18 protein-coding genes are annotated in these 17933 nt (G+C 54.8%); 16 read left to right on the plus strand and 2 right to left on the minus strand.

What is annotated here, in order from left to right; translation table 11 throughout:
• Nucleotides 1–68: 68 nt before the first annotated feature.
• The 12 genes from FO488_RS20595 to FO488_RS05740 all read left to right on the plus strand — a co-directional run bounded on the left by FO488_RS20595 (nucleotide 69) and on the right by FO488_RS05740 (nucleotide 12510).
• Nucleotides 69–407, plus strand: a complete 339-nt coding sequence (locus FO488_RS20595; protein ID WP_168205913.1) for a cytochrome c3 family protein — start codon at nucleotides 69–71, stop codon at nucleotides 405–407.
• 76 nt (nucleotides 408–483) lie between these two features.
• Nucleotides 484–2016, plus strand: coding sequence for an FAD-dependent oxidoreductase (locus FO488_RS05690; RefSeq protein WP_168205914.1), 1533 nt, complete (start codon nucleotides 484–486; stop codon nucleotides 2014–2016).
• Nucleotides 2017–2136: 120 nt separating this feature from the next.
• Nucleotides 2137–3054 (plus strand): transporter, encoded by a 918-nt coding sequence (locus FO488_RS05695; protein ID WP_149209664.1) that lies wholly within the window; start codon nucleotides 2137–2139, stop codon nucleotides 3052–3054.
• A 113-nt stretch (nucleotides 3055–3167) separates the two neighbouring features.
• A complete protein-coding gene (locus FO488_RS05700) occupies nucleotides 3168–4805 on the plus strand; it encodes a methyl-accepting chemotaxis protein (protein WP_149209665.1) in 1638 nt (545 codons plus the stop codon).
• A 44-nt stretch (nucleotides 4806–4849) separates the two neighbouring features.
• Nucleotides 4850–5047 (plus strand): hypothetical protein, encoded by a 198-nt coding sequence (locus FO488_RS05705; protein ID WP_149209666.1) that lies wholly within the window; start codon nucleotides 4850–4852, stop codon nucleotides 5045–5047.
• Nucleotides 5048–5098: 51 nt separating this feature from the next.
• Nucleotides 5099–6256: a 2-hydroxyacyl-CoA dehydratase subunit D gene (locus FO488_RS05710; RefSeq protein ID WP_149209667.1), complete on the plus strand. Its 1158-nt coding sequence runs from the start codon at nucleotides 5099–5101 to the stop codon at nucleotides 6254–6256.
• Nucleotides 6246–7526 (plus strand): 2-hydroxyacyl-CoA dehydratase subunit D, encoded by a 1281-nt coding sequence (locus FO488_RS05715; RefSeq protein ID WP_149209668.1) that lies wholly within the window; start codon nucleotides 6246–6248, stop codon nucleotides 7524–7526. The genes FO488_RS05710 and FO488_RS05715 overlap by 11 nt, the downstream gene beginning before the upstream one ends.
• Before the next feature lie 199 nt (nucleotides 7527–7725).
• Nucleotides 7726–8511, plus strand: a complete 786-nt coding sequence (locus FO488_RS05720; protein WP_149209669.1) for an acyl-CoA dehydratase activase — start codon at nucleotides 7726–7728, stop codon at nucleotides 8509–8511.
• Nucleotides 8512–8574: 63 nt separating this feature from the next.
• A complete protein-coding gene (locus FO488_RS05725) occupies nucleotides 8575–9399 on the plus strand; it encodes a carbon monoxide dehydrogenase (RefSeq protein ID WP_149209670.1) in 825 nt (274 codons plus the stop codon).
• A gap of 5 nt (nucleotides 9400–9404) precedes the next feature.
• Complete coding sequence (locus FO488_RS05730; protein ID WP_205743366.1) at nucleotides 9405–10196, plus strand: AAA family ATPase; 792 nt, start codon at nucleotides 9405–9407, stop codon at nucleotides 10194–10196.
• Nucleotides 10197–10329: 133 nt separating this feature from the next.
• Nucleotides 10330–10758, plus strand: a complete 429-nt coding sequence (locus FO488_RS05735) for a hypothetical protein (RefSeq protein ID WP_149209671.1) — start codon at nucleotides 10330–10332, stop codon at nucleotides 10756–10758.
• A gap of 465 nt (nucleotides 10759–11223) precedes the next feature.
• Nucleotides 11224–12510 (plus strand): MFS transporter, encoded by a 1287-nt coding sequence (locus FO488_RS05740; RefSeq protein WP_149209672.1) that lies wholly within the window; start codon nucleotides 11224–11226, stop codon nucleotides 12508–12510.
• A 163-nt stretch (nucleotides 12511–12673) separates the two neighbouring features.
• Here FO488_RS05740 and FO488_RS05745 read toward each other — a convergent pair whose 3' ends face one another.
• The gene (locus tag FO488_RS05745; protein WP_168205915.1) at nucleotides 12674–12991 is read right to left on the minus strand and encodes a helix-turn-helix domain-containing protein; all 318 of its coding nucleotides are present in this window, start codon (nucleotides 12989–12991) and stop codon (nucleotides 12674–12676) included.
• 66 nt (nucleotides 12992–13057) lie between these two features.
• Between FO488_RS05745 and FO488_RS05750 the strand changes: the two genes are divergently transcribed.
• The 3 genes from FO488_RS05750 (at nucleotide 13058) to FO488_RS05760 (ending at nucleotide 15999) form a co-directional block, all read left to right on the plus strand.
• Nucleotides 13058–13438 carry a hypothetical protein gene (locus FO488_RS05750; protein ID WP_149209674.1) on the plus strand — a complete coding sequence of 127 codons (381 nt, stop codon included), beginning with the start codon at nucleotides 13058–13060 and terminating at the stop codon, nucleotides 13436–13438.
• 4 nt (nucleotides 13439–13442) lie between these two features.
• Entirely contained in the window at nucleotides 13443–14330 is an 888-nt protein-coding gene (locus FO488_RS05755) for a hypothetical protein (protein WP_149209675.1), read from the plus strand.
• 760 nt (nucleotides 14331–15090) lie between these two features.
• Nucleotides 15091–15999, plus strand: a complete 909-nt coding sequence (locus tag FO488_RS05760; protein WP_149209676.1) for an integrase domain-containing protein — start codon at nucleotides 15091–15093, stop codon at nucleotides 15997–15999.
• A 403-nt stretch (nucleotides 16000–16402) separates the two neighbouring features.
• Here FO488_RS05760 and FO488_RS05765 read toward each other — a convergent pair whose 3' ends face one another.
• Nucleotides 16403–16654, minus strand: a complete 252-nt coding sequence (locus tag FO488_RS05765) for a hypothetical protein (RefSeq protein WP_149209677.1) — start codon at nucleotides 16652–16654, stop codon at nucleotides 16403–16405.
• Between the two features lie 673 nt (nucleotides 16655–17327).
• Here FO488_RS05765 and FO488_RS05770 point away from each other — a divergent pair.
• On the plus strand, nucleotides 17328–17771 hold the full coding sequence (locus FO488_RS05770; protein ID WP_149209678.1) for a helix-turn-helix domain-containing protein: 444 nt from the start codon (nucleotides 17328–17330) through the stop codon (nucleotides 17769–17771).
• Nucleotides 17772–17933: the final 162 nt, after the last annotated feature.

The raw sequence follows: 17933 nt of genomic DNA on the forward strand, positions 1-17933 counted from the left end.
CACGGTACGAGCAAATACCTGAGCGCCACACAGTCGATTAAATTCTCAAGCGCCAAAGGAGCAGTATTGTGAAAAGTCTAGGTAAAGCATGCATTCTAATACTGGTTTATGCCCTGTTTTATGGGGCAAGCCAGGTATGTGCCGAATCGAATAAACCATTTACTGCCGACAGGCACAAAACATACGGTGTCACATGTAAAGACTGTCACGGAGACCAAGATAAAAAGAACTTCAATTACAAGCAATGTCTGGCATGTCATGACTCGTACCAGAAGGTTGCTGAACGCACCAAAAAGAGAGAGTTCAATCCGCATAAGAGCCACTACGATGATGTTGAGTGTAATGCGTGCCACCATGGTCACAAGGTAGACGAAAATTTTTGTGCTACCTGCCACTCGCAGCACTAACAACGATGAAAGGAGACAAGCAAGCATACTTGGATCACTATGACCGATGGACAAACCACAACGAAAGGAAAGATTCATGAAAATTAGTGTTTCATTCTTGTCCAAGACAGCATGTCTCGTAGCTGTGCTTGTAGCTACGATCTGCGTGAATGGCGTATTTGCCGCTGAGAAATATTCTGCCGACGTTGTTGTTATTGGGGCCGGCGGTGCGGGCTTAAGCGCGGCACTCACCGCTGCACAAGGCGGCGCAAAGGTCATTTTGCTGGAAAAAGACAAGATGGTCGGTGGCACTGGCAACTTTGCTGAAGGTGTGTTTGGCGTTGAAACCGAGATGCAGCGGCTCAAGCAAATCGGGCTGACCAAGGATCATGTTTTCAACGAGGAAATGGCGGACACGCGTTGGAATGCCAATGCCGCTCTCGTTCGGCGTTTTCATAATGAATCGGCCAAGACCATTGACTGGCTGGTGGCCCAAGGTGTCAAGTTCGAAGGCCCTTCAAGGAACCATTTTACCAACAACCCGACGTGGCACCTGATTGAAGGTAGGGGCGCGGCATTAATACGGGCCTTGTACGCAAGGATCAAAGAAAATCCGAATGTTACCCTGCTGCTTGAGACCCCCGGCAAGAGCCTGATCGTCAGGGACGGCCGCGCTGTTGGCGTCAAGGCCCAGAACAAAGCGGGTGAAGAGGTCATTGCCGAAGCGCGTGGCGGCGTCATCATCGCTACGGGAGGTTTTGCCAACAGTCCTGAAATGATCAAGAAGTATACGGGCATGGAGAATGTCCTCAATGTGGCTCCTTTGAAAAAGACCGGAGACGGCATCAATATGGCCATATCGCTTGGCGCCGACGTGGAAGGCATGAATATCCTGCAGTTCGTCGCCCTTATGGATGCCGTGCCTGGGGGGCGTCCCGACCTTGCTATCGGTTGTATGGGCATAGAGCCGCGTAACATATGGGTAAACAAGTTCGGTAAGCGGTTTACCAACGAATATGTCGCTGTTGACTTCCCCTTTGCCGCAAACGCCATCAAGCGCCAGAAACTGGCGTGGGGTATTTTTGATGAAAAGCAGAAGCAGCGTTTAAAGGAAACAGGGCTTGAAGCTGGTCTTGGTGTCGTTGTGCCGCCCGGAAAGAAATTCCCCAACTTCGATGAAATCTGGGACAAGGCGATTGCCGCCGGTAACCCGTTTGTCGTAAAGGCTTCCAGTCTTGAGGAATTGGCTGCAAAAACCAAGCTGCCCCTTGACGCCCTGAAACAAACCATCGCCGAATATAATAAAGACGTTGCCGTGAACAAGGACCATGCTTTTGCAAAGGATGAGCGCTATTTGCAGGCAATTGATGCAAATGGCCCGCTGTATGCCGTCAAAATCAAGGAGGTGCTGCTGACAACGGTTGGTGGGGTGAAGGTTGATGAGTATTTACACCCCTTGGACAAGAACGACAACGTGGTCGTATCCGCCCTGTACGTGACAGGTAATGACGTGGGTGGGATGTATTCCGGCGATTATACGCTTACCTCCGCATCAGGTTCTTCATATGGATTTGCAGTCAATAGCGGACGTTTTGCCGCCAAAAGCATTCTCGAGGAATTGGGGAAATAAGGGGCCTCTTCGCCAAATATTGCATACGTGACGGGACTATGTGGCTATAGATGCTTCAGGGGGCGTCGCTGACGCCCCCGTTAATCGACAATTCACTGAATATAAGGAAGGGAACTTTCAATGAAGATACGTGTGAAATCTGTCAGGTGCTTGGCTGGGCTGGCTCTGTGTGCTCTAATAACCCTGTCTGCGGCAACCGCTGGGGCCACCGAAGGAGGTGGCGGTACCTATCCGAATGGTGCTGAAGGCGTCATGGCGGGGGCACTTCCCCCACCGGGCCTGTACTACCTCAACTACCTCACCCATTATTCAGCCGACCAACTTAACGACAAAAATGGCAACAAACAGCCAGTTGATTTCCACGTCAACGTCACCGCCAACGTGTCTCGTTTCGTCTATATGACCAACTATCAACTGCTGGGCGCCAACTATGGTATGTATGCGCTCGTCCCTCTGATCAATGGCAGTGGCACGCTCGGCACTCCCGGCGGCAACTCAAGCAGCACCAAGAGTGGCGTGGGCGACATTTCCTTTTCGCCGTTCGTGCTGGCATGGCACTCCAAGAATTGGCACGCGGCTACTGGTTTTGAGATTACCGCGCCTACGGGGCAGTACGACAAAAACAGGCTTGTCAATCTTGGCAGGAACTATTGGACCATCCAGCCGATTTTCACCGGCACCCTGCTGAGTGATAACGGCCTGGAACTGTCCGGAAAGTTCATGTACGACTTCAATACCGAGAACACGGATACCAAGTACACCTCCGGCCAGGAATTCCACTTCGACTACGCGGCCGCCTACCATACCGGTCCCTGGACGATGGGTGCCACCGGCTATTTCTACAAGCAGGTGTCCGATGACCATGGCGCGGGTGCTGCCGCCAACGACGGCAACAAGGGGCAGGTCTTCGCCATCGGCCCCACGGTCAAGTACGACTACAAGAACATGAGCATCGAGGCCAAATACCAGAAAGAAATGCTGGTGGAGAACAAGCCGGAAGGCGACAAGTACTGGGTCAAGGTGATCTGGGCGTTCTAATTTCCCACCACGGCGGCATGGTTCTGAACAGTGCGGGCCATGTCGCCGCATGGGTGGACTGTATCGACCTACCAGGATAGACCATACCAGCAAAGAGGCCAGGGTGCTGATAAATGAATAAGCTTCGCAATATATCGATTCGTGCAAAGATCTGGTTGACGTTTTCCGTCCTGCTGGTTCTCACTTTTATCCTCGGTGCCATGTCGCTTAAAGAGATGGCCGGTCTGAATCGGATTTCATGTGAAATACAATCCCGGTGGCTCCCGTCAGTCCAGTGTGTTGCCAATATGACCCGTGAATCAAACTCGTTCAAGGTGTTGGAGTTGCGGCATATCCTTTCGCCATCGCCAGACGAGAAGAAGCAGTTTGAGAAGACGATGAACAATCAGTATGCCATTTATCTGGAAAATGAAGAACGCCTTGCCAAACTTCTGGTCACGGACACGGGGAAACGGCTCCTGGCCGATTTGAAAGCATCCCAGGAAGCTTACGCGGAGAAAGCCCATGCCAGGGCCATGGAACTGTCGAACCAGGGGCAACAGGCGGCCGCCCGGCAAATCCTGGAGGTGGACGCGATCAAGGAGGACACCAAGTCCCATGAGAATATGGCGGCCCTGGTGAGCTACTGCAACCAGGAAAGCGAAACGGCGGTAGCGCGTGCGGCCCAGTTGTATGAATCCTCGCGTCGGATGATTTTGGCCACGATGGTGTTGGCCCTTTCCTTGGGGGTAGTGTTTGCTCTCCTGATTTCAAATTTGCTGCACAGGAACATCACCTCGTTGATGGCAGGTGCCCGGCAGATTGCCGCTGGCAAACTGTATATGAGGGTGGCGCGACGTTCGGGCGATGAAATGGGGCAACTCGCCGAGGCCTTCAACCAGATGGCCGACGACCTGTGCGACCTGATCGGGCAGGTCTCCACTACCTCTTCGAGTATTGCCGCTTCGTCAGGGCAGTTGCATGCCTCATCAGAAATTATGGCAACAGCCGTGGGCGGGGTTCTCGAGCAAGCGCTGATCGCCGCGACGTCGAGTGAGGAAATGGCATCGACTTCCGGCGAAATTTCGCAAAATTGCCATCAGGCAGCCGAAGCGGCAACCTTGGCGAACCATTCGGCGGCTGAAGGCGTGGAAGTGGTCAAGGAGAGTATTACGGTGATGGGGCGCATTGCCGAGCGGTTCAGAGAGACGTCCATAACGGTTGAGCAGTTGGGTGGCCGTTCCGACCAGATCGGCACGATTGTCGGCACCATTGAAGACATTGCCGATCAGACCAACCTTTTGGCGCTGAATGCAGCTATCGAGGCAGCCCGCGCCGGAGATCAGGGGCGCGGGTTTGCCGTGGTGGCCGATGAGGTGCGCGCCCTGGCGGAGCGGACCACCAATGCAACCCGTGAAATCGGCAGCATGATCAAAACGATTCAGACGGAAACGTACGCTGCCGTCGCCTCCATGAAGGAAGGGGCAATGGAGGTTGAGCAGGGAACAAGCGGTGCCGATCGTTCAGGCAAAGCCCTTGACGATATTTTGCAGCAAGTTGGGGCGGTAACCGTGCAGGTCAATCAGATTGCCGTGGCTGCGGCGGAGCAGACCGCCACCACGCAGGAGATAAGCAACAATATTCATGGCATAAGTAGTGTTGTGCGGGAACGGGAGTATGCCATCAAGGATTCGCTGAGTGCCGCCCAAAACCTGGATGCCAGCGCTGAAAAACTGCAGGCGCTGGTCAACCGCTTCAGGCTTTCGGCGTGATGGCAGGCATATACAACTGAGCAAAACCAGAGAAAGGACCGGTTATGTGCAAAGCAGGCGGCGGACTTGAAAGGGACATTCTTATCGCTCAGTTGACCACGCTTGTCAACGAGTGGGACAAAATCATCAATTCATCTGATGCGGATGAATCGGATCATGTCATGAAGCACGGCATCATGATGTGCCGCAACCATGTCGCCGCTCTTATCGGCCAGCAACTGCTGGAGCACCACCACCATTGATGGCCGCTCCGGGAGATTACCCATCAGTTAAAAGAAGAGAGGGTCATTACCATGCCTAATACATTGAAATCCATAGCGCTGCAGCAGCTGCAGGAAGCGGCCGGCACACTTGCCGGTCCGGCGGTAAAGGAGTGGAAACAGCAGGGGGGCAAGGTTCTGGGATGCATGTACAACTATATCCCGGAGGAACTGATCACCGCAGCAGGGCTCTTGCCGTATCGCATGCGAGCGACCGGCAGTACCGGTTCAGAACTCTCGGAAACCTGCTTTACCCAGGTGAACTGCAGCCTTGTCCGGCACTTCTTCGATTCCGGCCTGCGCGGGGATCTGGGGTTTTTGGATGGCGTTGTTTCAGTCAACAACTGTGACCATATGCGCAGGCTCTATGACAACTGGGTTGCCAAGATCAAGGTCGGTTACCAGCACTTCATGCCGTTTCCGAAAAAGAGCGGGCTTGAGCAGGTTGAGGCATACCGGCTGCAGCTGGAGCGCTTCAAAGCAGAACTGGAGGAGCATTTCGGGGTCGAGATCACGGACGAGAAGCTGTGCGATGCGATCACTCTGCACAATGAGACCCGAGGTCTCCAGCGACGGCTCCATGAACTGAGAAAAGGCGAGGCCCCTCCCATAACGGGTGCCGAGGCAATGGCCGTCATGGTTGCCGGGGGCAGCATGCCGAGAAAGCAGTACAATGCCATCCTCAAACAGCTGCTGGACGACTGTGCCAATGCTGAGGGTATCAGTGATTACAAAGCCCGCTTGATGGTAATTGGCGGAGAACTCGATGATCCGAAACTTATCGAGATAATCGAAAGCCAGGGCGGTCTTGTTGTTGCGGACTCCCTTGGCTACGGCTCCAGGGGCTGCGCCTGTGATGTGGATACCACGGGTGATCTGCTGACGGCACTGTCACGCTATCAGTTGATGCAGCATCCGGCCGACCCGCGCATTAATGGCACTTCTGCCGCCAGGAACGCCTATGCCAGCGATATGGCAACGTCCGGCAGGGTTGACGGCGTGGTTGCGGTCCGCCTGCCACAGTGCGATTTGTGGGGGCTGGAACTGCTCAACCTGTCGAGACATTTCAAAAGGGATAACATCCCGTATCTGTCACTGGAGGTGGAATATGTTCTCGGCAGCATCGGCCAGCTTAAAACAAGGGTTCAGGCGTTTACGGAAAGCATTGTGGAGGCGAAACATGTCAAATGAGAAGAGAGGCTTGCAGCGGTTTTGCGAGTATCGTGACCGTATTCAGAGCTTCATTGACGGCATCAGCTCATCACCGGAACCGAATCCGGTTCTGTTGAAGTTCTTCGGTATCATCTTGGAAAACGACAAGAAAACGATCGATTGCATCGAAAACAATAAGCCGTTGCTTTCCGGCTGGTACGGTAATGCGCCGGAAATTTTTGCCGCCATGGACGTGCACTATTTCTGCGCTGTCGACAACATCCTGGCCCATCAGCCGTTTACCAGTGACCTGGAGGGGATGGATGCCTCGGCCGTTCCGTCCGATATGTGTGGGCTGATCAAGTTGGGCGTATATGGGGTGGAGGCTGGCCTGGTGCCCGTTCCTACCGCCATGATCACCATGCTGGAGCCGTGCGACGCCCAGTCGGCCATCCATGAGGCGTGGGAGAACACCGATGCCTGGAAAGGCGTACCTACTTTTATCCTCGACCCTGCCTACGGCAACGACAAGGAGGATTACGTCTACTTTGCCGGTGAATTGAAAAGGATGATCGCGTTCCTGGAGGACCATCTGGGGAGAAAGATGGATTACAACAAGCTGCGCGAGGTGGTCGAACGAACCAACGAGCAGTATGCTGCCTGGGCGGAATACAACGAACTGCGCCGCGCCATCCCGTGTCCGCATGATTCGTTTGTCGGCTCAAAACTGGGGTGGGGAGCAACGCAGCATGTTACCGCCGGGCTCCCGGAAACGACGGAGATGTTCAAGATGCTGGCCTATGACGCCGAACAGAAGGTCAAACAGGGAATCGGAGCGCTGCCGAAGGAGAAGGTCAGGGTGCTTTGGGCCGACCTGGTGCCGACCTGGGCCGATCCGTTGGCGGCCTGGCTGGCCGAAGAGTGTGGCGCCAATATCGTCATGGATTTCCAGGGGTATACCCCCTACGAGCATATCGATACGTCCAGCGTGGAAAGCATGCTGCTCGGGCTTGCCAAGCGCAACATGGCCGAGGTGCCGATGATTCGGCAGGCCAGGGGGACCGTGGATGTCATGATCGAAGACATAACGCGGATCGTCAGGGACTACAAATGCGATTGTGTTTTCTTCCCGGGGCACGTAGGTCACAAGGACCAGTCCGCTTCCATCGCTTTCATCAAAGAAGCCTGCCGCGACCTGAAGATCCCCTTGCTGATTTTGACGGTGGATAACTTTGACCCGCGCTACACGCCGTTTGATGTGCTCAAGCGCCAGATTACGGAGTTTTTCAACGCACACGGCTTGTTGTAGAAAAATTGAAAAAAGCAGGGAAGGGTTGCAGAAAATGCGGCAGGCGGTCTTTGCCACTAAAAAATCAAGCAAGCATTCCGGCACAAGCTCGATGAGTTCGTTGGCTTCTGTACGACATGCGCCATGTGATGTCGAAGTGCTCATGCTCTCTTGGGTGCCAAAGGTCGTCTGCCGCAGAAAATGACTATGGAGAGGTTTTATGCTCGTTGCTGGTTGTGATCTCGGGTCTGCTGCCGGGAAAGCGGTCATCATGGCCGATGGAGAAATCCGTGCCTGGGCGGTTGTACAGGCCACCACAAGTCCGGAGAAAACGGCTTTTCTGGTTTTGGGCGAGGCGGCTAAGCTGGCAGGACTGAATACGATTGAAGACCTGCAGTACATCATGGGTACCGGTTATGGCCGTGCGACGGTTTCCCTTACCCATGACAACATGTCAGAAATCAGTTGTCATGCCCGTGGCGCCCACTGGCTGCACCCGGCTGCGCGTACGGTTGTCGATGTGGGCGGGCAGGATTGCAAGGTGATTTCTATTGATGATGAAGGCAGGGTGCTGGATTTCCAGATGAACGACAAGTGCGCCGCTGGAACGGGGAGGTTCTTCGAGGCCATGTCCAGGGTGTTGCACTGCTCGCTGGAAAAGTTTTCCGAACTCTCCATGCAGTCGGACAACCCGGCCAACATCACCAAACAGTGCAGCGTGTTCGCAGAATCCGAGGTGGTCACGCTGATAAATAACGGGGTGCCGGTGCACCACATCGCCGCCGGGCTGACCGACTCCATAGCCCGCAGGTTGCTTGCCATGGTGTACCGTCTTGGCGCCGTCGAGGATATCGTGGTCACGGGTGGGTGTGCCAAGAATGAGGGCATGGTCAGGTCACTGGAAAGCAGGCTGGGGCATACGATAGTCAGGCTGGCCCAAAATCCGCAGACCGTCGGCGCCCTGGGGGCGGCCCTGTTCGCGCGTGAAAAGCTTATGCAAAAGTGACCTCGGTCCGAACAGTAGTCTGAAACTGCCGTATCGCAGTCAAAACAGTGCCATTGGGGTGATATGTCTTTATTTGATGAACAGATTCGACAGGTCTTCCGTTACCAGGAACATATGGCGGACAAAGGGAATTACGTTAGAGAGGTGCAATGTCCCTGGCCTGTGGTCAACGGGCGGGAAGAATTCCCGTTCAAAGTCGGTCCAGGTGCCGGTTCCGGCCTTGTGCTGAAATCCGAGACTTTTCTGGAACTGGGTAGCCCGACGGCAGGTTCCTGTGCCTTTGCCCTCTTCTCCGACCAGACATCTGCCGTGCATGACGGGAGAGTGCGATTGATTGGCCCGGATATCCATGAGTCCGACGAAAAGACGTATCCGTTCGGGCAGGTAATCATGGCAGCCGGTGCAGACTTGACCGAAGCTGATTACCATAGCCTGTGCCAGAGCCAGTATGTCGGAGACCAGGTCGAGGGATTCATGGTCAAGAGTACTCCAGGTCATATTTGGGGCAGGGTCAGCCGCCAGGCAGCGCAGAAAGGCTTTAACTTTGCCTTCCTGGGAGGAGCGCTGATTGCGTTGGTCAAGGCCCAGATTCCTCATGTCACCCACATGGAGGTATTGTTTGTAACCTCCGACAAGGCAGACTTGCAGCCTTTGGTTGAGATTGGGGGTGCTGTTGCACAGATTGCCAAAGCGATCAAGGAACGGCACTGGAAGGAGCGGGGGATAGACATTGACGAGTGTGCCTTTGGCGGACACTGTGGAAATTGCAGTGACAAGTCTGTTTGTGACGAGGTCAAAAAGCACCTGCACAGCCGCAAGCACAAGATTGAAGAACTTGACTACCACGGAACCAGCATGGTTTTGCAGCCATCCGAGAAGAGGAATTGATAACGATGAGCAGTATGGCCAATCAGGGGAATAACACCAGAATCTATGCTGTCTGCGGTAAAGGCGGGGTTGGAAAGACCGCCTTCACTGCCATGCTGACCAGGGCTTTGCTGGATAGCGGGCGGGCCGGCCGGCTGCTGGTGATCGATGCGGACCCGGCGCAGGGGGTGACCAACGCCTTGGGGATGCAGGTCGAAAAGACCATGGGGCAGGTCCGGGAATCCATTATCACAGCAGCCAGGGATGGTCGCACCAGCGAACTGGCTGAAATCACCAATGCGATCGACTATCTTGTGATGGAAGCGCTGGTTGAGTCGGATAGTCTGGCTTTGCTGGCCATGGGGCGTACCGAGTCTTTGGGCTGTTTCTGCCCCGTTAATGATCTCTTGCGGGATGCCGTCACGGCAGTGGCCGGGAAGTTCGATACCATCCTGATTGATGGTGAGGCCGGCCTTGAACAGATAAACCGCCAGGTTGTGGAAGCGTTGGACTGCCTGATCATGATGACGGACTCTTCGGCGCGGGGGCTCCGGACCGTCGCCATCCTTAAAGAGATGATCGAAGAGAAAAAGGTCATACGGTGTAACAGGACGGGAGTTGTTTTCAACAGGGGTGACATTGACGAGAATTATTTGGCTCAAGCCGCTGTGAAGGTCGGAGTCAACGTCTTTGGTTTCGTCCCGCAGGACCCGAATGTGGCAGATTACGACTTGGTCGGCCGCCCCCTGCTGGAACTTCCCTCCGATTCTGAAGCTCTCGCGGCTGTGCGCAGGATTGCGGCAATTCTGGAACCATGAAAGAGATTGCATCGAGCGTTGCCATGCGCAGACCGGGGCCGCCGCCCCCGGCCTGCGCAGTTGGAGCCCGTGGAGTTCTCCTCCTTCCTCCACGGGCCTTCTTTCCACCGATGAAAACAAAAGGACTGAGAGTATGCAACTACACACTTACGGGCAATATCCCCCCTCGTGGCATGGCATGGTGATCGAGCAACAACGCTTGACCGAGCGGAAGCCCACCTGCGACAGCCGCTACCAGAACATCATCGGCCCGCTGGACACCATGATCGAACTGCTCCGCAAAAAACCGGACGTGAATCTCGCCAGAGAACTGGACCGGCTCCTGGATACCATCATGGAGCACATCGGTTTGGAAAATAGCTACATGGAAATGGTCGCCTTTCCCCAGGCAGCCCGGCACCGTCTGGACCACCAGATCCTGTGGGTTGACACTGCCGGATTGGCCCACCGCTTCGACAAGCGCCTTGACGTACTGTACGGCGAGTTGGTTTCGATCCGTGTGCGCTGGATGGACCATATCAGTGTCCATGACCGGGCCTTTGAGGCATACTTGGTGTGCTAGGAGGATACTTGTGGGAAATGGTGCAGATGACAGGCATGAAGAACAAGGTGGCAGTGGCTCCCTGTGTTGTTTTGTAAAGCATCCTTTTCCCGAGTGCTACTGTCTCGATATTACCAGCAGGAATGTTCCCAGCATAATAACATATTGCATTGATGACAGTATTTCTTGCCCGATATACCAGCGGAGGGCCGGAAAAAGCGAAGCGGGTGACAAGCAGCCTTTATGATGTTGGGGCAGCGTTAGGCTGGCGTGGCGCGTTTGCATAGTTCCTGTATGTTTGCTGTCAACGGAACATGGGGGATTATGGCGAGGATAGCGATTTGATCAGTCAGGATATGTGCCGTTTTGCTCAAAAACCTTTTCGGGAATGTTACTGCATGGATTTCAGAGATATCTCCAAAGTTATAGCTCTGTGCCGCAATGATTTTGCTTCGTGTCCGGTATATCGCCAAAGAACAGCGGAACATGATTCCTGACCGGCCAAAAGCGGCGCATGCGGAGAACCGGAGCCTGTTCCGGGGGCTGTTCCTGGTTAACTTCGCCATCACTCTGGGTTTCGGCATCGCCGACGCCTTCTTCTCTCTCTACGTTTTCAGCCTAGGGGCAAGGGGCATGCTCCTGGGCCTGCCGCTCGTCTTCTACTCCCTCTCCAAGATCATCCTCAGCCCCTTCATGGGCGCCTGGGCCGACCGGATCGGCCGGAGAAAGGTAGCTGCCGTTAGCCTTGGCCTCTACCTGTTCGTCTCGGTCTCATATCTCTTCACTACCAGCCTCACCCTCATTACCCTCCTGCGCCTGCTCCAGGGGATAGGCTGCGCCATGTTCCGGCCGATGGTGGTCTCCTTGGTGAGCGAATGCACCTGCGACAAGCGGCGGGCCACGGTTATGGGGACCTTCGACATCTCCTTCTACGGCGCCCTGAGCCTGGGGCCGCTTGTCGGCGGCATTCTCAAAGACCTGTGGGGCTTCCGGGGGATCTTCGCCACCCTCGCGCTCCTGTGTATCACCGCCTTGGCAGTAGCCTTTATCTCCATCCCCAGCCACAAGGACGCTTCCTCACAACCGACACACTATGAAACGGAACACCTTTGGGGCCTCCTGAACATCACCCGCCACAGTTCCCTGCGTGGCCTTCTGGCCTTCATCTTCGGCCGGGCCTGCGGCATTTCCTTGCTGGGTGCCTTCCTCCCCATCATGCTCACGGCCCGGCTGGGGCTGAACGGTACCCGGGCCGGGCTGGTCATGGCCTCCTCCACCCTGGTGATGACCCTCTTGCTCCGCCCCATGGGCATGCTCTCGGACCGGGCGCCGCGCAAATCCCTGGTGGTTGCCGGGGGCACCGCGGTCTCGCTGCTCTACTTCCTGATCCCGGTGGCGGCGGGTTTTAGCCAGATCCTGGCGCTGGCGGTGGGTATCGGTCTGTTCAGCGTGTTGTCCCAGCCTGCGAGCACGGCACTTTTGGTGGAGGAGGGGAGCCGCCATGGCATGGGTGCGACGGTGGGAACCTTCAACTCGGTGCTGAACTTGGGGTTCGTCTCCGGCCCACTTTTGGGTGCGGGATTGCAGACTACCCTGGGACTGACGGCGGTGTTTTACGCCGCCGGGGTTATGGGATTGGGGGCGGTGGTGCTGTTCATGGTCAATGTGTTTTATGAAGAAGGTGGGCAGACGTGGAAGCAGCCAATGACGGTGTATGTGTCGATGAGTAAAAAGTTGCAGTGGAGTGAAAGAATGGATATTGAAGGCCAATGAATGAAAATGATACCGTAAGCGCAGTGCGATTGAACCTCAAAAAAAGCAGCACTAAATTGGCATAGTACGTCGCTGACGCATTCCCATACCGTGGGGAGTTCGTATAGACTCTACTCAGTCGGCGTAATCCCATGCATCCATCGCGGGCACTCCATAGCAAGCTCTATTCGAGGCTCTTTCTGACGAATGCCTTGACCTCCTGGGACTTCAATCTCCGGTATCCCTGCAAAAGGCCTTTTTCCTCGGCAGTCAAGGTCGCTTCGGTCTCCTCTTCCCCAAAAAAGGAGCCGACGGGTACCGACAGGGCCTGAGCGATGGCCTGTAGCCTATCCGCGTTAAGCCGTGAGGAACCGCTTTCATACTGCTGCACTTGCTGAAACGTAACGTCGATCTTTTCCGCAAGTTGTTCCTGGGTAAGTCCCTGCCTTTTACGCAGATCCCGCAGCCTCGCCCCGATTTCCTCATTCGACAATATACCCATAGTCAGCACCTCTCTGTGCAGATTACAGTCAGTCGAAATACCGGTACACCATGCCACACTTGATTTGTGTTGATTTATACAAGTGGTGCTTCTCTGGCCATTGTGAGGTTTGCCGATTGCGACAAGGCCAAGGAAGGAAGTGATTGCGTGGGCTCCGGGGAAAAGGTTTCCAGAATTTATGGTGAGGTTTTCGGCGCACCAGTCATAGATCAGGACAACGCACGCAATTTCGACGTTCTGATCACGGGTAATGTACGCGCCTATAACGAAGCGACGCCGTTGTTGTTCCGTCCGAACCTTGTAGCGGTACGGCTCTCCGTTCTGAATCGAGACGGGGATATCCTGGCGACGCAGGACAAAATGGAAACCGCCAATAACCTGACCGGCTCCACAATAAGGATCGCAAAAGGCCTTGCTTCAACGCTGAAAAATGAAATTGGGAGGTAATCGAATGCGTTACATAGAGGCCCCTTTGAAACGGCTAATTGTTCTTCTGATCCTGACAGTAGTAACAATGACCGGTTGCGGAGGCGGCGGCAGCACTGTCAGCGGCACCTCGTCTTCCACAGTAACCCCGGCCGCCAAATTCACCACAAACGAGCTGTCCGGCAACACGATTTACACGACAACGCCAGCCAATTCGGCAGGGACGTTCAACGCCATTACCTTCAACGCCAACGGCACAGTAAGCGAGTCCTTGAATATGACCACCACCAGCACGTCATCGGCAACAGCCACCCTGACGGGCACGTATTCCATCGACAGTGCCGGCGTGTTGACCATCACGCTGACCGGTAAAACAGCTATGCTGGCGTGGAAAATCTCTGCCAGCGCCGACGGTTACAATTCCTACAGTGTACAGACCAGCGACAGCAGCACCCTGACGCAAAGGTGGTTCTATAACCAGACAATCGGCGCAAGCCAAGCGCTTGCGTGCGCCACGGGCACAACCATTCCGACAGCGGACACCTCGTCTGCATCATTTACGGCGAGCGGTATTGCTGGAAAAACCCTCGGCGTCGCCGAACCAGGATACACATACGCATATGCTGTAAAATTCAACAATGACGGGACCATTTCGACCGGACAAACCGTTGCAGCACTGACTCAAATCAACGCCACATGGAGCGTATCTGGTAACGTGCTCACAACCAATCTGCCGGATAACACCTATAAAGTGCTTACGTACACCCTGATTAGCGACGACACGGTCAATAGGGTGTGGAAGACCTTACGCACCTATCCTGATAACGCCACCGAATATGTCTGGTTTTTCTACGACCAGACGACCGGCCTGACGCAGGCGCAGGCATTCGTTGCAGCTGGCGGCACCAAATGAATCGCCAGCGCCCCGACTCCGGTGATATTACCGGAATCGGGGCGCTGCGTTTTTTCCGTATTATTTTTTCTAAAATTTCGCTTGTCTTCAGCAATTTAATTCGGGTACGCTGAAGTTATAAAGATTTTTAACGGGTTTACGGTTTTTTCCTACCCCATCGGGGATCGCCTCTGGCGACCAGTCCTACGGATTTTGATAACAGCAACGCACTGCGCGTATGCTCTCTCAGAATGAGTCCTTGTGGATGCATAGTTTTTCTTCATCTGTTCCGCTCCCGGCGGACACCTCTTTTTTACTATCCAACCGACATTCACCTGCAATGTGCAAGCTGAACCATGCCTTCGGGGCGGTATTTACCCCGCCCCGTGGGGCATGGAGTGAAATCTTTTTGAACGTAATGCCCCATGAGCTTCGCGTCTGATTGAAGACACTGCAATCAGACGCGAAGCGTCCACAGCATCTCATCTTTGTGCGGATCCGCACAAACACTGCGTTTATACCCAACCTACCACACTGCTACAAAATCCATTCATTGGACGACCGTAAATTGCAGAACCACATCTCCCGCCAGCAACACCATTCCGCAACGGAATGGACACCGGCTCCAGTGCGCGCACTGGAGTATGGGCCGCCTCGTATTTTCCCGTCAGGGCTCCGTCGGCAACGACGGATGGAGGTAAAGTCTGGGCACCCGGCTTGAGTAACCGGGAACGCTGACTTTCAGGTCTGCATACACTCATCGCTTCATCGCCATTCCGGCGTGGCACCACAACCAGAAAGGAGATATCAAATGAGCAAATCGCATGAGCGCAAACTGGTCCGCGAAACCCTCGACCGGGTCGGTAAAAACTGGTCGAAGGCCAGCAGCACCAACGCAAAACTGATCAGCCGCCTGAAAAATATTGCCCAGTATATGGCGACCAATCAAGGCTTGAATTCCATTACCCACATGAAAACCAGACACGTCGATGCATATGTGGCGCATTTGCGAGACGAGCGGCATCTGGCGCCGTCGTCCCTACAGGGCTATGCCACGGCAATGCGGCAACTGGCAAACACCATCGGCAAATCGAATATCATCAGATCAAACATCGAACTGGGGGCCAATCGCTCCAACGCGGACAGGTACAAAAACGCCAACACCCCCAGCGACACCGCCAAACTGACGGAAATCCGGGACGGCCTCTATGCCCGAGCCGAATGGCAGGGGCTGGCCCATGAGATGCAGCAGCTGTTTGGGTTGCGAATCAAGGAAAGCCTTGGCTCGGTGAACACTATCGAGCGGGACGGTCGGTTTTTTCTGCACGTGCCGCGCGGATTTGCCAAAAATGGGCTCGAGAGACTCGTTCCGGTCGAATCGGGTGCGCAGCGAGACTTGCTGGACCGGGTCCAGGCCCATTGCCACAACGAGGGCCAGCGGTCGCTGATCCCTGCCGCCAAATCTCTGAAACAGGGGTATTGGCAACAGGTCAATGCCATCCGCGACCTCGGCGGCACGAAGAAAAATAATGCCAATTCCCACAGCCTGCGGCGCGAATATATCCGGGAACGGTATGCCGAGATCAGGGAGATCCCGGATAGGGAACAACGCCAGGAAGCTGAACAGGGGCTGATTGAACAGGTCGGCCATTTCGATACGGAGAAACTGCGGCACTATACGCCGAAGTGATGCCGTTACTACCAAAGCAAAGAGGGGGCTGTCGTTGTGGACAGCCCCCTCTTTGCGTTATGCCGCTGTCCATTCCGTGACCGGACAGTGTGTCGCCCCGGCGAATATCTGACCGGTCACGGAGTCCACCAGCGTAATGCACGGGTGGACATTGTCCACAGGTGCCGTGCTGCCACTGATTCGCATGTCTGTGGCACGTGTTTTAAAAGCGACCTCCATGCCCGGCGTGAGCCGGGCCGCCGCTTTTCGGGACGGGATTGCCCCGCCCCGTCTGTCCGGTCACATCAGCCCGGATTCCGCGAACGACCGGGCGTCTCCGCTGTCCGTATCAACAATAGCGTAGTCCATCCAGCACCCGGCCAGGGGGCGCTCCCCCTGCCGGTTTCCTGTAAATGTGGTTTGCTCAGTGTTCGCCGTTCCCGTGGGCTGCGATATGCACCACGTGCTCAGCCGCCTCGCTGCCGCCGTGGATATGCAGTTTCTCCAGAATCTGGCCGAGGAGCATATACAGCCCCAGTGCCGTCTGGCCGTGGCTAATCAGTTCGTGGACAATGACCAGCGACAGGCAGAACAGGGCAACAGAGCCCGTTCTCCCAATGAAGTACATAGGTTTAATTCCGCGGATGGCCTGGGTTAATTCGATTGCGATTTTCATTTGGCTGATTCCCTTCTTGTTCCCTAGATTTCCCGAGCCCTTCTCGGCTCTGAGTGATTCGTTTTTGTCCGTGCGTGCTGTTGGGTCGTGCCCTGTTCCCTGAGTTTCCGTCGCCCCCTCACATGACGATGGGGGGCACGAAACTCAGGGTTGGGCACGACCGGCACGGACAAAAACCAAGGGAAACAGCGACGTAGCGCCGATTGACCGACTGAACGGACCAGGGCGGCATGACAAAGTGAAACGGTCGTTGAGACAGAGTGGAGAAATTTGGGGGCGACCTTCAGGGGGAACCAAATTTTGGAGCGAATGGCGAAAACGATTGGCGTGACGCTATGGGACGGGAAGGATGGAGAGAGGAAGCAAGGTAGAACAAACAAAAATCGCCCGATGGGGCGCAATGTGCAGATCGGCATGTCAGATCAGCATTTTTATTGAGGCCTGGGCCGGAATTTTTCTCAAGCGCAACCGAAAAATCGAAAAAAAGAGTCAAATTTTTATTCGGAACTCATTTTTTTCTGAAACCGGCCGTACCGGATCGAAATCGTATTGCATTGTTATTGCTGAGATTTTGCTGTCTTTTTTGACATTTTGTAAAAATTAGGAAGGATTCACAAACCTGAAAAATCGTGCTCCAATCAGGCATCGAGAATTTTTTTGAGGGGGGACCGACATGGGCTGTGATGATTATTCTGCCTGGTACACCCGCGAGGAGACTGCAAGGTATCTGGAGCGGAGCGTGAAAACCATTGACCGGCTGCGGAAAAAGGGCGTGCTGGTTGACCTCGACGCCGGCGGCCTGGTGCGGATCACCAGAACGTCAATTGAGGAGTACCTGCGTCGTCCTGTCGAGGTACAGGTTGATCCTGCTGGAATGATGACAGTAGAGCAGGCCCATTACGATAGCCTGCTGCGGCAGCTCCACCACTGTCAGGCGGAAATAGATCATGCCGTAGAGATTGCCAGGGAGCTCGAGGCGAGCCGGGCTGAATGCGCGCGTTTGCGTAAAACGATTTCGACCATACAGGCAGACCAAGCGAGGCCGCTAACGCTGATCCGGGAGATCTGCGGCAGGCAGGTGATACTGGTGAAAAAGGATTCAAGTAGAAAGAGGTGATGCCGATTTCCCAGCTATCTCGAAGGGAGGCTGCAGGGGATACCTGCTGTAAGAGGCGGGCACCAAGACGACGTAATTAGTATGTCGCCTTATACGGAATGTAGATGTTTTTTGTGATCGTTTTTGCACAGGACTCATAATTTGGCCAAGGCTAACAATATA

Source organism: Geobacter sp. FeAm09 (assembly GCF_008330225.1).
GTDB lineage: Bacteria > Desulfobacterota > Desulfuromonadia > Geobacterales > Pseudopelobacteraceae > Oryzomonas.

Coding starts and splice junctions, on each gene's coding strand:
- FO488_RS05735 (WP_149209671.1), top strand. CDS start 10,330: ATGCAACTACACACTTACGGGCAATATCCCCCCTCGTGGCATGGCATG.
- FO488_RS05700 (WP_149209665.1), top strand. CDS start 3,168: ATGAATAAGCTTCGCAATATATCGATTCGTGCAAAGATCTGGTTGACG.
- FO488_RS05715 (WP_149209668.1), top strand. CDS start 6,246: ATGTCAAATGAGAAGAGAGGCTTGCAGCGGTTTTGCGAGTATCGTGAC.
- FO488_RS05745 (WP_168205915.1), bottom strand. CDS start 12,991: ATGGGTATATTGTCGAATGAGGAAATCGGGGCGAGGCTGCGGGATCTG.
- FO488_RS05730 (WP_205743366.1), top strand. CDS start 9,405: ATGAGCAGTATGGCCAATCAGGGGAATAACACCAGAATCTATGCTGTC.
- FO488_RS05765 (WP_149209677.1), bottom strand. CDS start 16,654: ATGAAAATCGCAATCGAATTAACCCAGGCCATCCGCGGAATTAAACCT.
- FO488_RS05755 (WP_149209675.1), top strand. CDS start 13,443: ATGCGTTACATAGAGGCCCCTTTGAAACGGCTAATTGTTCTTCTGATC.
- FO488_RS05720 (WP_149209669.1), top strand. CDS start 7,726: ATGCTCGTTGCTGGTTGTGATCTCGGGTCTGCTGCCGGGAAAGCGGTC.
- FO488_RS05740 (WP_149209672.1), top strand. CDS start 11,224: ATGATTCCTGACCGGCCAAAAGCGGCGCATGCGGAGAACCGGAGCCTG.
- FO488_RS05725 (WP_149209670.1), top strand. CDS start 8,575: ATGTCTTTATTTGATGAACAGATTCGACAGGTCTTCCGTTACCAGGAA.
- FO488_RS05695 (WP_149209664.1), top strand. CDS start 2,137: ATGAAGATACGTGTGAAATCTGTCAGGTGCTTGGCTGGGCTGGCTCTG.
- FO488_RS05690 (WP_168205914.1), top strand. CDS start 484: ATGAAAATTAGTGTTTCATTCTTGTCCAAGACAGCATGTCTCGTAGCT.
- FO488_RS05705 (WP_149209666.1), top strand. CDS start 4,850: ATGTGCAAAGCAGGCGGCGGACTTGAAAGGGACATTCTTATCGCTCAG.
- FO488_RS05710 (WP_149209667.1), top strand. CDS start 5,099: ATGCCTAATACATTGAAATCCATAGCGCTGCAGCAGCTGCAGGAAGCG.
- FO488_RS05770 (WP_149209678.1), top strand. CDS start 17,328: ATGGGCTGTGATGATTATTCTGCCTGGTACACCCGCGAGGAGACTGCA.